Annotated in this window: 12 protein-coding genes; 5 read left to right on the top strand and 7 right to left on the bottom strand. The window is 71.9% G+C overall.

Going from position 1 to position 14,281, the window contains the following annotated elements; all coding sequences use genetic code 11:
- Positions 1 to 26 precede the first annotated feature (26 nt).
- From OHA89_RS07770 to OHA89_RS07755, 4 genes are all read right to left on the bottom strand, one after another.
- Positions 27 to 998: an antibiotic biosynthesis monooxygenase gene (locus OHA89_RS07770; protein WP_266613783.1), complete on the bottom strand. Its 972-nt coding sequence runs from the start codon at positions 996 to 998 to the stop codon at positions 27 to 29.
- The gene (locus OHA89_RS07765) at positions 995 to 3,721 is read right to left on the bottom strand and encodes a molybdopterin-dependent oxidoreductase (protein WP_406365751.1); all 2,727 of its coding nucleotides are present in this window, start codon (positions 3,719 to 3,721) and stop codon (positions 995 to 997) included. Before OHA89_RS07765 ends, OHA89_RS07770 begins: the two co-directional genes overlap by 4 nt.
- Entirely contained in the window at positions 3,718 to 4,545 is an 828-nt protein-coding gene (locus OHA89_RS07760) for an FAD binding domain-containing protein (RefSeq protein WP_266613780.1), read from the bottom strand. The genes OHA89_RS07765 and OHA89_RS07760 overlap by 4 nt, the downstream gene beginning before the upstream one ends.
- Positions 4,546 to 4,712: 167 nt before the next feature.
- Positions 4,713 to 5,453, bottom strand: coding sequence for a MerR family transcriptional regulator (locus OHA89_RS07755; protein WP_266613778.1), 741 nt, complete (start codon positions 5,451 to 5,453; stop codon positions 4,713 to 4,715).
- A gap of 85 nt (positions 5,454 to 5,538) precedes the next feature.
- Here OHA89_RS07755 and OHA89_RS07750 point away from each other — a divergent pair, with 85 nt between their 5' ends.
- Positions 5,539 to 7,368 carry a long-chain fatty acid--CoA ligase gene (locus OHA89_RS07750; protein WP_266613776.1) on the top strand — a complete coding sequence of 610 codons (1,830 nt, stop codon included), beginning with the start codon at positions 5,539 to 5,541 and terminating at the stop codon, positions 7,366 to 7,368.
- Positions 7,369 to 7,433: 65 nt separating this feature from the next.
- Here the strand turns inward: OHA89_RS07750 and sph are convergent, their stop codons facing one another.
- Entirely contained in the window at positions 7,434 to 8,438 is a 1,005-nt protein-coding gene (sph, locus tag OHA89_RS07745; protein WP_266613774.1) for a sphingomyelin phosphodiesterase, read from the bottom strand.
- A 153-nt stretch (positions 8,439 to 8,591) separates the two neighbouring features.
- Here sph and OHA89_RS07740 point away from each other — a divergent pair, with 153 nt between their 5' ends.
- A complete protein-coding gene (locus OHA89_RS07740) occupies positions 8,592 to 9,494 on the top strand; it encodes an oxygenase MpaB family protein (RefSeq protein ID WP_406365750.1) in 903 nt (300 codons plus the stop codon).
- A 6-nt stretch (positions 9,495 to 9,500) separates the two neighbouring features.
- On the opposite strand, the gene OHA89_RS07735 is transcribed toward OHA89_RS07740, so the two are convergent.
- Both OHA89_RS07735 and OHA89_RS07730 read right to left on the bottom strand, forming a co-directional pair.
- Entirely contained in the window at positions 9,501 to 11,027 is a 1,527-nt protein-coding gene (locus OHA89_RS07735; protein ID WP_215144406.1) for a M1 family metallopeptidase, read from the bottom strand.
- Between the two features lie 121 nt (positions 11,028 to 11,148).
- Entirely contained in the window at positions 11,149 to 11,775 is a 627-nt protein-coding gene (locus tag OHA89_RS07730; RefSeq protein WP_406365748.1) for a LysE family translocator, read from the bottom strand.
- A 53-nt stretch (positions 11,776 to 11,828) separates the two neighbouring features.
- Between OHA89_RS07730 and OHA89_RS07725 the strand changes: the two genes are divergently transcribed.
- Genes OHA89_RS07725 through OHA89_RS07715 form a run of 3 tightly spaced genes read left to right on the top strand, consistent with a single transcriptional unit; the run spans position 11,829 to position 14,205 of the window.
- A complete protein-coding gene (locus OHA89_RS07725) occupies positions 11,829 to 12,206 on the top strand; it encodes a GntR family transcriptional regulator (RefSeq protein ID WP_406365747.1) in 378 nt (125 codons plus the stop codon).
- Entirely contained in the window at positions 12,182 to 13,345 is a 1,164-nt protein-coding gene (locus tag OHA89_RS07720) for a PLP-dependent aminotransferase family protein (RefSeq protein WP_406365746.1), read from the top strand. Before OHA89_RS07725 ends, OHA89_RS07720 begins: the two co-directional genes overlap by 25 nt.
- Positions 13,342 to 14,205 (top strand): SCO6745 family protein, encoded by an 864-nt coding sequence (locus OHA89_RS07715; protein ID WP_215144412.1) that lies wholly within the window; start codon positions 13,342 to 13,344, stop codon positions 14,203 to 14,205. The genes OHA89_RS07720 and OHA89_RS07715 overlap by 4 nt, the downstream gene beginning before the upstream one ends.
- The last annotated feature ends 76 nt before the right edge of the window (positions 14,206 to 14,281 follow it).

Here is a 14,281-nt window from a genome sequence, read left to right as displayed (position 1 = left end):
CCGCCTTCCCCCGCCACGGCCGCGCGTCAGGGCAGCGTCCAGAACACCTCCGTCACGAGGTAGAAGACGATGACCCAGAACACGAGCAGCGCGGTGACGACGGCGCCGCCGACGAGATTGGTCCTGGCGGGGGGTTCGTCCGGTGGGGGCCACAGCCACCGCCTGAGCAGCCGGTTCACGTAGTGGGGCATCGTGAAGAAGCTCATGATGAAGCTCGACAGCAGGTTGCCCACGAGCAGCCCGAACCAGAGCGGCATGCCCAGCGGATGCAGGGCCAGGCTCAGTATCACGACGGTCGGGTAGAGCCCGACCCAGACGGCGATGGCGGTCTTCGTGTCCGAGGGCGGCGGCGCTTCCTTGCCGTTCTCCTCAAAGGCGAACCAACTGCCGAACGAGTTGTCGATCGTGCGCAGTTTGAAGTCGTTGAACTTCTCCCCCTCGGCGAGCATCTCCCGCCGCTTCGCCGACGTCAGCCACGCGTCGAGGTGTTCGGCGTTGTCATAGCGGTACAGGGTGGTCCACTCGTCCTGAATGCCTTCGATGGGGCGGAAGATCTCGGTGCCGCGAAACCCTTCGAACTTGCTCTCCTCCTGGCTCATGTGGCGCTGCCATGCGAGGAAGTCGCCTACGTGGTCAGGGTGGACGCGGTGGGTCACCACCACGGTCACGAGCGGGTCCGTCGGCTGCGTGCCACCGCTGATCACCTGCTGGGTCGCGGGACCGTCGAAGTACGGCTCGCCGGCGTCGAGGAGTCGTTGCCGGGTAGCGCCGTTCATCCAGGCCTGCAGGTGGGCCACCGAGTCGAACCGGTAGACGATCACCCAGTCGGGTTGCACGGCGGTCGGCGGGGACACCTGGACGCCGAGGTGTCCGGCGTACCGGGCGGCAGCGGCGTTGACTTCGTCCTGCCACTTCTCGTACTCCCGGTCCATGCCGGGGCGGACCCGCCGGCCGAGGATGACCGTCGCCGCGGCGTCCGGCTGCCGTTCGGGCGTCATCGTCGCGTGCCCGTTCGCGCCGACTGGCTCTCGACGAGCCGGCCGTAGATCCGTTCCGGAGTGAGGGGCAGCTCGCGGTAGCGGACGCCCGTGGCGTCGCGGAGCGCGTTTGCCAGCGCGGGGGCCACCGGGTTGATGCAGCACTCCGCCATCCCCTTCGACCGCATGGCCCCGACGGAGTCCGACGAGCCCACCAGGAGCACGTCGGTGCGCGGCACGTCGGCGTAGGTGGGGATGCGGTAGTTGCGGAGGTTCGGGTTGGCCATGACGCCGTCCGCGTCGATCTGGAAGTTCTCGGTCAGCGCGAATCCGATGCCCTGGGCGACACCGCCCTCCACCTGTCCCCGCACCTGTTGCGGGTTGATGAGCACACCGGCGTCGGTCGCCTGGACGCTGTACAGGACACGGATCTCACCCGTCACCGGGTGGACGGCGATGCGGAAGCCCTGCGTATTGGAGGTGACGCTGCGGGGCGAGCCGTACGCCTTGCGGGCGGCCGTGAACCGGATGCCGCGCGCCCGGGCTTCGGCGACGAGCGTGGCCAGCGAGACGCGCTCGTCCCCGCAGACGACGTCGGTGTCGTCCATCGAGCACATCACGACGTGGACGTCCGTGTGCGTGGCGGCGAAGTCCAGGATGCGGTCGCGCACGGCGCCCGCCGCCCGGAGGACCGCGTTGCCCGCCACGAAGAGTCCGGCACTCGCGAAGGCGCCGGTGTCGAATCCCGTGCGGTCGGTGTCGGACTGCACCAGGCGGATCCGCGACGGTGTCGTACCGAGCTGGCTGGCCGCGATCTGGACGTGCGCGGTCGACGTGCCCTCGCCGAATTCGACGGTGCCGACGGCCAGTTCGTACACGAGGTCGTCGCCGAGCGTGAGCCAGGCCTCGGAGACGTGCTCGGTCGGGGGCGCGGTCTCGTGCATGGAACTGGCGACGCCGACCCCGACGAGCCATCCGGGGCCGGGGGAGGGCTGGTCGGCCGTACGGGCCAGCTCGCCGGCCACGAGGTCGATGCAGTTGCCGAGGCCGTCCTCGTGGAACACCACGTCGTCGGGTCCGTCGTGCAGGGCGACGAGCGGCTCGCCCGGGCGCACGATGTTGCGGCGTCGCAGTTCGAGCGGATCCATGTGCAGGGCCAGGGCCAGTTCGTCCATCGCCGATTCCACGGCGAAGGCCGGCTGGGTCATTCCGTAACCGCGCAGGGCGCCGCTCGGGACGGTGTTCGTGTAGACGGAGAAGGCGTCGTACTTCTTGTTGGGGCAGCGGTAGATCATGACGGCGGAGCCGCCCGCGTACAGGGTCTCGCCGCCGTGGTTGCCGTAGGCGCCCGTGTTGGACACGTTGCGGACCTGGAAGGCGGTGAGCGTGCCGTCGGCCTTCGCGCCGAGCTTGACCGTCAGCTTCATAGGATGCCGGGGCGAAGCCGTGGTGAACTCCTCCTCGCGCGTGTACTCGAAACAGACGGGCCGCCCGGTGTCCAGGGCTGCGAGCGCGGCCAGGTCCTCCGAAATGACCTCCTGCTTGCCGCCGAAACCGCCGCCGACGCGCTTGCAGAACACGCGGAGCTGGTCCGGGCGCAGCGCGAACAGGTAGGCCAGTTTGACCTTCGCGATCGACGGAGACTGCGAACTGGTGCGGACGTTCAGCCGCCCGTCCTCCATCCAGGCGATCGAACCGTGGGTCTCCAGATGCGCGTGCTGTACGCGTGGTGAGAAGTACGTGCCTTCGTGGATCACGTCGGCCGCTGCGAAGCCCGTGTCGACGTCGCCGATGTGCGAGTGGATCTCCAGTAGGAGGTTGTGGACGTAGTCGCGGGCGAACGGGTCCTCCGAGCCGTGCAGTTGCGGTGCCCCGTCGGCCATGGCCTGCTCGGGGTCGAAGACCGCCGACAGCACCTCGTACTCCACGGCCACCTTCCGGCAGCCCTCCTCGGCCGCCCCGACCGTGTCGGCGAGCACGGCGACGACGCGCTGACCGACGAAGCGGACCGTGTGGTCGAGGATGTAGGTGTCGTCCGGATCGACGAGGTGGTCGGTGTGGATCGCCGTGGTGAAGCGCCTGCGCGGCACATCCTCCCAGGTGTAGACGCGATGCACACCGGGGACCGCCAGTGCGGCGGTCTTGTCGATCGAGACGATGCGGGCGTGCGCGTGGGGCGAGCGCAGCACTTTGAGGTGCAGCATCCCTTCCATGTGGGTGTCCATCGTGAATTCGGCGCGACCGGTCACCACGTCGTCGGCGGCCGGCGCACCGACGCTCGTTCCGACGGCCCGTCCCGGCGCGGCGCTCTGCACGCCGACGACACCCTTCACCGCGTCCTCGATCGCCCGGTAGCCAGTGCAACGGCAGAGATTTCCCTTCAACGCCCGGGGCAGGTCCGCCTTCTGGTCCTCGGTGAACGTCGCCGAGGTCATGATCATCCCTGCGGTGCAGAACCCGCACTGGAATCCCGGGGCGTCCCGGAAGCGGCGCTGCGCGGGATGCAGGCCGCCGGGTGACCCGAGACCCTCGATCGTGGTCACCTCGTGGCCTTCCGCGCGGAAGGCGGGGGTGATGCAGCTGTGGACCGGAGTGCCGTCCAGCCACACGGTGCACGCGCCGCAGTCGCCGGCGTCGCAGCCCTTCTTGACGCCGAAGTGGCCGAGCGCCCGCAGGAACGTACGCAGACACTGGCCGGGGTCCGGTTCCTCGGAGAAGCTCCTGCCGTTCACGGAGTACGTCATGCCGGGCCCCCAGCCGTGAGTTCGTGGCGGATCTCTTCGGCGAAGTGCAGGGTGAGGTGGTGGCGGTGGTCCGGGGTTCCGTTGGGGTCGGCGAACCAGACCTTTGCGGGGATGGCGTTGATGCTCTGCTGCAGGGTGCGCGCATCGGGCACGGTGTCGAAGGCGATGCGCACCGGGCGTGTGGTGCCGGCGGTGACGGTGAGCAGCAGGTCGCTCGTTCCCGGCGTCTGCGTACCGACGAGGAAGACCGTCGAACGGCCCAAGTGGGTCAGTGTGAACAGTCGGTGGGCGGTGCGCCCCCGCAGGGCGCGCGCCGGAACGCGGATGCGCCGCAGGATCTCCCCGGGGGAGAGGATGTTCCGGTTGTTCCCGGTCACGAAGTCGAGGGCGTCGACGGTGCGCACGGACCCGTCGGGAGCCCACAGCTCGTACTCGGCCTCGAGTGCGACCGTGAGCGTGATCATGGGGCCGGCCGGCAGGGACATGCAGATGTTTCCGCCGACGGTCGCCGAGTTCCAGACCTTGAACGAGGACAGGAACGCTTCGCAGCTCTGCGCGAAGAGGGGGCCCGCGGTCCAGTCGGCCGGAGGAGTGAAGGCGTACAGGTCCCGGATGGTGCACGTGGCGCCGATCTCCAGGCCCGCGCCGCTCGGCACGAGAGGATCCCAGCCCAGGGTCGTCAGGTCGAGCAGGCGGCGCAGGCCCGGCTGTTCGGCGGAGAACAGCCACGTCCCGCCGGCGAGCCAGGCATCGCCCTCGCGCCAGTCGGCGCCCGGCCGGTCGGACGGTCGCCGGACGACTTCGCTGATGGTGTTGAGGTCCATGAAAACACCTGCCCGTTACGTGCAGGGGTGGCCGCCACCTTGAGCGGCAGAATCCGCTGGGGCCGCTGGGGCCGACCCGCTCAGAGCAGGGGCCGGCGGGCGCAAAGACTCCTTTCCAGCGTACTGAGAACGGGCCCGCCCCGCCAAAGCAGGGCTTCGGTCTGCGGCTACGGCCCGCCGGGCGCCTCGCCGGACACGAACGCCGCCCGCAGTTCCTCCCGTAGCGACCGCTGGAAGGCCGTCACCAGTGCCTGAACCACCATCGGCTGCATGTGTGCCGACAGCGCCTTCATCGACTCCACCCGCTCCGGGTCGCTCTCGCCCTCCGTGAACGGCCCCCACACCTCGTCCCGGAACAGCGCCGTCAACTCGTGCGCCGCCGACCTGGTGTGCTCCATCAGGACCCGGCGCGCCGCCAGGATCGTCTCGTGCGCGATCGGTACGTCGAGCAGCGCGACCCCCAGCCGCAACAGCCCCACGTCCACCCGGAAACCGTCCCCCGAAACTGCGCACACGTTCATCGCCGTCAGCCGCCGGACATCGCTGTCCGACAGGCTGCGCCCCGCCCGCTTCTCCAGCTCCGCCCGCGAGACCTCCTGGGCCGAATCCGGGGCCCAACTGGCCACCAGAGCCCGGTGGATCGCCAGATCGTGCGCGCTCAGGTCGTCGGGCAGCGCGTCCAGATAGCGCTCGATCGCGGACAGCGTCATGCCCTGGTGCTGCAACTCCTCGATCAGGGCCAGCCGCGAGAGGTGCTCCGGGCCGTAGTGCCCCACACGACGGGGGCCGATCACGGGAGGGGGCAAAATCCCGCGCGTGCTGTAGAACCGTACGGTACGGACGGTGACGCCCGCCCTGGCCGCCAGCTCGTCCACGGTGAGCATCGGCTCGGGTGCCTGGTCGGCCATCGTCTGCGCCTCGCTCTCTGCTCCACAGCTTGGGTTCAACAGTATTGCTGTCGCACCAACGATGTGAAACGGCCAGGAGCTGCCCATGACCACGAACCTGCGACTGCCCGGACGACCCGAGGAGCTCACCCTCCCCGCCCTGCTGGCCCGCAACGCCGCCGAATACGGCGAGCTGCCCGCCCTGTCGTGGCGCGCGGGGCCCGAAGCGGCCCCGTGGACGACCCTCACCTGGAGCGAGGTGCGCCGCCAGGTCGCCGTCCTCGCCTCCGGTTACGCCGCGCTCGGCGTCGAGCGCGGCGACCACGTGCTGCTGATGATGGGCAACCGCCCCGAGCACTGGCTCAGCGACCTCGCGCTCGTCCACCTCGGCGCCGTCCCCGTCACCGTGTACGGGACCTCCGCGCCCGAGCAGATCGCCCACATCGCCCGCCACAGCCGGGCCAGGGTCGCCGTCGTCGAGGGCGCCCGCGAGCTCGTCCGGTGGGAGCCGCTGCTGGCCGACCCCGGGGTACCCCTGGAACGGCTGGTCGTGGCCGAGGCCGCCCAGGCCGGCACGCACCGCACCTACGGCTCCCTGTACGCGAGCGGCGCCCGGCTGCACCGGGCCGACGCCTTCGAGAAGGCCTGGCAGGAGGCCCGCCCCGAGGACCCGCTGACCGTCGTCTACACCTCCGGCACCACCGGCGACCCCAAGGGCGTCCGCCTCACCCACCGCAACCTCATGCTCCAGGCGGTCCGCCTCGACCGGCACGTGGAGCTGCCCGAGCACGCCGAGCACATCTGCTACCTGCCCTTCGCGCACATCGCGGAGCGGGTCCTGGGCATCTACCTGCCGCTGCTGCGCGCCGCGCACGTACGGCTGTGCGCCGACCCGACCGCCGTATCGGCCGCCGTCCGCGAGCTGCGTCCGGTGCAGTTCTTCGGCGTGCCCCGGGTGTGGGAGAAGCTCGCCGCCTCCGTACGGGCCGTCCTCGCGCAGCTGCCCGAGGAGCAGCGCGGTGCGATCGAGGCGGCCAACGACCTCGCCCGTGCCCGGGCAGGCCACCGGGAGCGCGGGGAGGTGATACCGGCCGCGCTCGAAGCCTCGTACGCCACGGCGAAGGAGCGGGTGCTCGATCCGCTGCTGGGCCTGGCCGGCCTGGACCGCCTCGTCTGGACGGCCAGCGCCACCGCCCCGATGCCGATCGACGTGGTCCGCTTCTGGGCCGGCTGGGGGATCACCATCATGGACGCCTGGGGCCTCACCGAGACCTCGGGTGTGTGCACGGTCAACAGCCCGGACGGCTTCCGGCTCGGCTCGGTGGGCCGCCCGATCGAGGGGCTGGAGCTGCGGCTCGCCGAGGACGGGGAGATCCTGACCCGCGGCGCGACCGTCTTCGGCGGCTACCTGCGGCCGGACGGCTCGGTGGAGAGCGCGGCGGACGGCGAGGGCTGGTTCCCGACCGGTGACATCGGCCGGCTCGACGAGGACGGCTTCCTCTGGCTGACCGACCGCAAGAAGGAGCTGATCATCACCTCCACGGGCAAGAACGTCTCTCCGGCGCTGGTGGAGAACACCGTCAAGGAGCACCCGCTGATCGGCCAGGCCCTGGTCCACGGCGACGGCCGGTCCTACCTCGTCGCCCTGCTGGTCCTGGACCCGGAGCTGGCCCCGGCCTGGGCCGCGGCCCGGGGCATCGAGGCCGCCTCCCTCGGCGCGCTCGCCGAGGACCCCGCCGTCACGGCGGAGATCGCCCGGGCCGTCGAGGCGGCCAACGCGCGGCTCAACCGGACCGAGCAGATCAAGAGGTACCGGGTGCTCACCGAGGAGTGGGGACCCGAATCGGGAGAGCTCACACCCTCGCTGAAGCTCCGTCGGCGGGTGGTCCGGGAGAAGTACGGCGCGCTGATCGACGGCCTCTACGAGGCGCCCTGAGGCGAACGAGCCCGGTCCGGTGGGCGGCGCGCCGCCCACCGGACCGGGGCTGTGGTCTAGGCGGCCTAGCGCCCGATCAGCGGGTAGTGGTCGGAGAGGTTGGTGTACGTGTAGGAGGTGCCCCAGCTGGAGACCGTCCAGGGCGCCGACTGCTCCTTCACCACGTTGTTCTCCCAGCCCGCCGGACGGGCGTTGCCCTTGCGGTACAGGACGTAGTCCAGGTCCTCGCGCGGGTCGGTCGGGTAGCGGTAGTTCGCTATCGAGTTCAGCGCGGTGTCGAAGGAGTACGGGTGGCCCGTGCGGGTGTCGGAGCCCGCCAGGTCGGCGTTGGCGAGCAGCGCCGCGTACTCCGGCGTGCGCGAGTCGACGTTCAGGTCGCCCGCCACGATCACCTGCTCGCCCGCCGGGATGTTCTTCCCGTCCAGGAAGGCGTCGATCGCCCGGAACTGACGGGCGCGCATGTCCGCCGCCTCGCCCGCACCGCAGCCCGGGTCGGTGGACTGCGCGTGGGTGCCGACCACGTGCACCTTGGCGCCGTTCACGTTCAGCACGGCATAGGCGAAGCCCTTGTTGGACCACCAGTCGGCGCCGCAGGCGTCCTTGAAGACGACCTGCTCCTTGCGGACGATGGGCCACTTGCTCAGGATCGTGACCCCGCCGTCCTCCGGGGTGGTGGAGGAGTACGCGCCGCCGGTGGCGTCCCAGCCGGTCTTGCTGCGGCCGACGACCGGGGTCTGGTACGGGTACTGGGCGGCCGAGTTGGCCTTCAGCGCGTCGGAGGCGCCGTTGTCGAAGGCTTCCTGGAGCACGACCACGTCGTGGCCCTGGTAGAAGGAGGCCTTGGGGATCTCCGCGGCCCGGTGGTCCTGGCCCCAGTTCGGGTACAGGTTCTTGCTCATCAGGAACACGTTGTACGAGAGGACGCTGAGCCGCGGGGCGGCGGCGACGGCACTCCCGGCGGAGGGGGCCGCCGTGGCGGCCGGCGCGGTGGTGGCGGCCAGTGCGCCCGCGGCGACCGCCGCGACGGCAGTGGCAGCGGCCCGGTGACGGCGGTGCGAGGTGTGCGGCATGGGGGAACTCCATCGTCCTGCGGGGGAAGATCGGATCGGCTTCGCCATCCAAGCAGCCGCGGTTACCTCTGGGTAACACCCGTGACAAGACTTTCTGTCCGGCCCGGGACATCGCGGGGGAGACCGCTGACCGGAGGCCGTCATACTGGATGAATGAGCACGAAGGAGCAGCCGGCCGAGCCCGCCTCGAAGCCCCTGACCGGGCGCCGCGGCGACCCCGGGCCGCCTCCGCCCGGCGGGGTGCTGTGGACCATCGCCGGCGACGTCCGGGCCCTGCTGATGCTGCCCGCCGCCTTCACGATGCAGGTCGCACACCCCGCCATCGCGGCCGGAGTCGACCAGTACTCCGTCTTCCGCACCGACCCCTGGGGCCGCGGCGAGCGCTCGCTGCGCTCGGTCCAGCTCTGGGTGTACGGCGGGGAGGGCGCCGCCGAGGAGGGCCGCCGGGTGCGCCGCCTGCACAAGGAGATCCAGGGCGTCGACACCCGCGGCCGGCGCTACCACTCCCTGGACCCGGCCTGCTACGCCTGGGTGCACGCGACCGGATTCCCCGTCTACCTGTATGCCGGGCGCTACCTGCTGCGCCGCTTCACCCCCGCCCAGGAGCGGCAGCTCTACCGCGAGTGGCTCCAGGTCGGCCGGATCCTCGGCCTCCACGACCGGGACATGCCGCAGACCATCGAGGAGTACTGGGCGTACTGGGCCAGGATGCTGGCCGAGGAGATCGAGCCCACCGAGGTCGCCCGCGAGCTGGTCGCCACCGATGTCCCGCTGCCCCGCCCCGAGGTCGGCGGGCCCGTGGTCCGGCTGCTGCTGCGGCTCACCTGGCCGGCGCTGAGGGTGGCATTCCTGCGGTTCCGGGCCTTCGCCACCGTGGGGTACATGCCGCCCGAGGCGCGCGCGGCCATCGGGCTGGAGTGGAGCCCGGCCCAGGAGCGCAGGCTCCGGCGGTTCAGCACGGCCGTGCGGCTCCTCGTACCGCTGCTGCCGGAACGGCTGCGGTACCTGCCCATCGCGCGGGCGGCGCGCGCCCGATGGCACGCCGCCGCCCGCTGACGGACGTCAGTGCTTGTCGTGCTCGTCGTGCCGGTGGATCGTGTTCGTCTCCGCGATCTTCTTCCAGGACTTCGGCTCGCCCTTCTCCACCGCGGTGGAGAAGGACCGGGCCGCGGCGCCGGCGGCCACGGGGCCCAGGGCCGAGGCTTCCGGCTTGCCCGGGGTGTACAGCCAGGTCTCGAACAGCTGGGCCAGCGGCTTGCCCGACACCTTCTCCGCGTAGCGGACGAAGTCGCCGACCTTGGCGTTGCCGTAGGCCCGCTCGGTCGGCCAGCCCTTCAGGATCTCGAAGAACTTCTCGTCGCCGATCTCGTTGCGCAGCGCCTGCAGGGCGATGGCGCCACGGTCGTAGACGGCCCCGTGGAACTGGTTCTCCGGACCCGGGTCACCCGGCTTGACCTGCCAGAACGGGTCCTCTGCCGGGCGAGTGGAGTAGGCCCAGTCGGCGAGCTCCTGCGCGGTGCCCTCGCCCTCCTTCTCCGACCACAGCCACTGACTGTAGCGGGCGAAGCCCTCGTTGATCCAGATGTCCTTCCAGCCCTCGACGGACACGCTGTCGCCGTACCACTGGTGGGCCAGCTCGTGCACGACCACCGAGACGTTGGCGCCGTTCTGGAACTGGCGCGGACCGTAGAACGGCCGCGTCTGGGTCTCCAGGGCGTAGCCGGCGTTCACGTTCGGCACGTAGCCGCCCAGCGCGTTGAAGGGGTACGGCCCGAAGACCCCCTCCAGCCACTCGGTGACCTCGCCGGTCCGCTCCACGCTCGCGCGCGCCGCACCCGCGTTGTCGCCGAGGTCCTTGCTGTAGGCGTTGACGATCGGCAGCCCGCTCGCCGTCTTGTCGGTGGTGATGTCGAACTTGCCGACCGCGAGGGTGGCCAGGTAGGTGGCCTGCGGCTTGTTGGAACGCCAGTTGTACCGGGTCCAGCCCAGCCGCGAGGTCTGCGACTGGAGCACGCCGTTGCTGATGGCCTGGGTGCCGTCCGGGACGCTGACCGAGACGTCGAAGGTGGCCTTGTCGAGCGGGTGGTCGTTGCTCGGGAACCACCAGACCGCCGAGTCGGGCTCCTGCGCCGCCACACCGCCGTCGGGCGTGCGCTGCCAGGCCGTCCAGCCGTCCACCTTCAGCTCCGAGGGCTTCCCGGCGTACTTGACGACGACGGTCAGCGGGGTGTTGCGCGCCAGCGGCTTCGCCGGGGTGACCTCCAGCTCCTGGGTGCCGGAGGTGGCGAACTTCGCCTTGGCCCCGTTGACCCGCACCTCGCTGACCTGGAGACCGAAGTCCAGGTTGAAGCGGGACAGGTCCTGCTTGGCGGTGGCGAGGAGGGTGGCGGTGCCTTCGAGCAGGTCCGTCTGCGGCTGGTACTTCAGGCGCAGGTCGTAGTGCGACACGTCGTATCCGCCGTTGCCGCTGGCCGGGTAGTAGGGATCGCCGATACCCGGAGCGCCCGGACCGGAACTCGCCGCCGATGCCGGGATCACCAGCAGCAGGGAAGCGGCGAGCACGCTCGGGGCGATGACTTTGCGGTGCACGAAGGGCTCCAAGTGGTAGAGGAGACGGATCGGTTCGAGCTCATGTCGCTCGACCGTATTCACCCCTGACGCCCCACGTCATGTCCATGGCCCCCACTGTCACACGATCGCCATTCGGCCGTCACAGCCCTGGCGGCAGGGCGGCGACCGCGCCGAGTACCAGGTACACCCCGGCCACCGCCAGGTGTTGGCGGGCCAGAGCCCGCGGACTGCGGCGCAGCCAGCGGCTCACCGCCCCGCCGGCGCACGCGTAACCGAGGTCGAGGAGGGCGCCGAGGACGAGGAAGACCGCTCCGAGGAGCCGGATCTGCGTGCTCGGATCGCCCGCGTCCGGCCTGATGAACTGCGGAAGAAAGGCCAGAAAGAACAGGGTCACCTTGGGGTTGAGGAGGTTGGTGAGGACGCCGTCGAGGTAGGCGCGGCCCGGCCCGACGGTCCGTCCGTCCCCCGTGGCGAGGAGGAACGGCCCGGCCCGCAGCGCCCGTACACCCAGGAAGAGGAGGTACGCCGCGCCCGCGTACTTGAGGACCAGGAAGGCGGCGGGGGAGCGGGCCACCAGCTCCGCCACCCCGGAGGAGGCGACCGCGAGGTGCACCACGGCGGCGCTCTCCACCCCGGCCGCGGTGGCCAGACCGGTCCGCAGCCCCTGCGCGGCGGCGCGGGTGACGATCAGGATCAGGTTCGGTCCGGGGACGAGGACGAGCGCGGCGGAGGCGGCGAGGAAGGCTGCAAAGGTGCTGGTGGTCATGGGTTTAGCCTGGTGGCGCGGGGCTTGGGTCACCCGGGCCAAGGGAGGGACAAGTGGACCGTTCCGCGCCGCGCGCATGGTCGCCGGCCGAACTGGATTGCGTACTGGGCGGCTGGACCGCCGGTCCGGGTCCGCTGTACCGGCGCCTCGCCGCCGCCCTGCACCACGCCGTCCGCACGGGCGAGCTCGCGCCCGGCGACCGGCTGCCCGCCGAGCGGACCCTGGCCGCGGCCCTGGGCCTGAGCCGGGCCACCGTGGTCTGCGCCTACGACGAACTGCGCGGCGCCGGCGCGGTGGACAGCCGGCGGGGAGCGGCACCCGGATCGCCCGGCTGCCGGGCTCCTCGCTCCGGCCGGCCGACGGGCGGGTCCCCGGCGGCACCGCTACGGCCCTGGTCCAGCGGCTGGTGGACGACGGCCCGGCCGAGGTGATCTCCCTGTCGGTCGCCGCGCGTGGCGCGGCCCCCGAGGTACGCGAGGCGCTCGGCGCCCTCCTGGCGGACGGGCTCGATCCGCTGCTGGCGGAGAGCGGCTACCACCCGGGCGGCCTCCCGGCGCTGCGGGCCGCGGTGGCCGACCGCTACACCGCCGCCGGGCTTCGGACGGCGCCCGAGCAGATCCTCGTCACCACCGGCGCCACCCAGGCGCTGGCCCTGGTCGCGCAGCTGTACCTGCGGCGCGGCTCGGCGGTGGTCGTGGAGACGCCGAGCTGGCCGGGGTGCCTGGACGCCCTGCTGGCCGCCGGGGCCCGGCCGCGGCGGGTGCCGCTGGACGCCGAGGGCATCGCGCTGCCCGGCTTCCGGGCGGCCCTGCCCGGGGCCGTGCTGGCGCACGTCACGCCCACCTTCCACAACCCCACCGGGGTGCTGATGTCCGCCGCCCGGCGGGAGCGGATCGCAGTGCTGGCGGCGCGGGCGCGGGTCCCGGTCGTGGAGGACCTCGCCTACGACACCCGGCTGTGGGACGCCCCGGAGCCGGGGCCGGTGGCCGCCCACGCCCCGCCGGACGCGGAGGTGCTGAGCATCGGCTCCCTCGCCAAGGCCGTGTGGGGCGGCCTGCGCATCGGCTGGCTGCGCGGGCCCGCACCGGTCGTGGAGCGCCTGGCCCGCCTCAAGGCCCGGGCCGATCTGGGCAGTCCGCTGCTGGACCAGGCCCTCGCCGTCCGCCTGCTGCCACGCGTGGAGGACATGCGCGCGGCCCGGGCGGTGACGCTGCGGGCCGGACTGGCCGGCCTGGAGGAGCACCTGGCACGGCAGTTGCCCGGCTGGACCTGGCAACGCCCGGACGGGGGCGCGGCCTTGTGGACAAGGCTCCCGATGGGAGCGGACGCGGCCGTGTTCGCGCAGGTCGCGCTGCGGTACGGGGTCGAGCTGGTCCCCGGCGCCATGACCGACCCCTCGGGCGCCCACGACGACCGCGTCCGGCTCCCGTTCACGCTGCCGGAGTCCGGGCTGGCGGACCTGGTGGACCGCCTGTCCCGGGCCTGGACCGCATGCGCAGGCCAGGAGGTGTCCGGTAAGAGACCTCGGCCTTCCCGGCATACCGAACAGTCGGTAACCTGCCGTTCATGACCCTTCCTCCGCTCGCCGCCCGGCACGCTTGGCACGCCGCGATCAACCCGCTGCACTCCACGGTCTACTTCTCGCCGGACACCACCAAGGAGTTCGCGGGCCTCGGGATCACCGACCCCGTCGCCGTCAACCTCGCCCACCGCTCCGCCGCCATGGGCGCCGTCGGAGCGGGCACGGTGACCGCCACCTTCTACAACTACCGCCACGACCTCATCGCCCGGCACCTCCCGGCCGTCTGGGACACCGCCACGCCCGAGCAGGTGCTCGCCGCCCGGCTGCGCTCCGCCGACGCCACGCTGCGCAGGCTCCTCGGCGACGAGACCATAAAGTCCCCCGAGGTCGCCGAGGCCGCCGACCTGGCGATGCGCGCCACCGAGGGCTGCACCCGGCACGCCCGTACCCTCTACGCGGCCCACGCCGACCTCCCCGTGCCCGGGGAACCGCACCTGCGCCTGTGGCACGCGACCACCCTGCTGCGCGAACACCGCGGCGACGGCCACCTCGCCGCCCTGCTCATCGCGGGCCTGGACCCGCTCGAGGCCCTGGTCAGCCACACCGCCACCGGCAAGGGCATGACCCCGAAGTGGCTCAAGGCCATCCGCGGCTGGGAGCAGTCCGACCTGGACGCCGCGGCCGACCGGCTCCGCGCGCGCGGGATCCTCGACGCGGACGGCGAGCTCACCGAGCAGGGCAAGGCCGTACGCGAAAGCCTCGAGGCCGACACCGACCGGCTGGACGCGGCCCCGTACGAGCACCTCGGGGCGGCCGGCCTGGCCCGCCTGGCGGAACTCGGCGGCGGCCTCGTGATGAAGGCGTTCGCCGCCGGAGCCTTCCCGGCGGACCTGCGCGGCAAGGCCTGACGGACCCCGCCCCCGGGCCCGCGGGCGCCCTTACCGCGCCTTGTCACGGCCACCTGCCACAATTGGCAGCCTTCCA

Origin of the sequence: Streptomyces sp. NBC_01546 (assembly GCF_045208355.1) — a bacterium.
Classification (GTDB): domain Bacteria; phylum Actinomycetota; class Actinomycetes; order Streptomycetales; family Streptomycetaceae; genus Streptomyces.
Note: the sequence above shows the minus strand (reverse complement) of the source record. Positions and strands in the feature narration are given on the sequence as shown.

What these genes read in the sequence shown, in the direction of transcription:
- OHA89_RS07770 (WP_266613783.1), bottom strand. Translation starts at nt 998, where the DNA reads ATGACGCCCGAACGGCAGCCGGACGCCGCGGCGACGGTCATCCTCGGC.
- OHA89_RS07765 (WP_406365751.1), bottom strand. Translation starts at nt 3,721, where the DNA reads ATGACGTACTCCGTGAACGGCAGGAGCTTCTCCGAGGAACCGGACCCC.
- OHA89_RS07760 (WP_266613780.1), bottom strand. Translation starts at nt 4,545, where the DNA reads ATGGACCTCAACACCATCAGCGAAGTCGTCCGGCGACCGTCCGACCGG.
- OHA89_RS07755 (WP_266613778.1), bottom strand. Translation starts at nt 5,453, where the DNA reads ATGGCCGACCAGGCACCCGAGCCGATGCTCACCGTGGACGAGCTGGCG.
- OHA89_RS07750 (WP_266613776.1), top strand. Translation starts at nt 5,539, where the DNA reads ATGACCACGAACCTGCGACTGCCCGGACGACCCGAGGAGCTCACCCTC.
- sph (WP_266613774.1), bottom strand. Translation starts at nt 8,438, where the DNA reads ATGCCGCACACCTCGCACCGCCGTCACCGGGCCGCTGCCACTGCCGTC.
- OHA89_RS07740 (WP_406365750.1), top strand. Translation starts at nt 8,592, where the DNA reads ATGAGCACGAAGGAGCAGCCGGCCGAGCCCGCCTCGAAGCCCCTGACC.
- OHA89_RS07730 (WP_406365748.1), bottom strand. Translation starts at nt 11,775, where the DNA reads ATGACCACCAGCACCTTTGCAGCCTTCCTCGCCGCCTCCGCCGCGCTC.
- OHA89_RS07715 (WP_215144412.1), top strand. Translation starts at nt 13,342, where the DNA reads ATGACCCTTCCTCCGCTCGCCGCCCGGCACGCTTGGCACGCCGCGATC.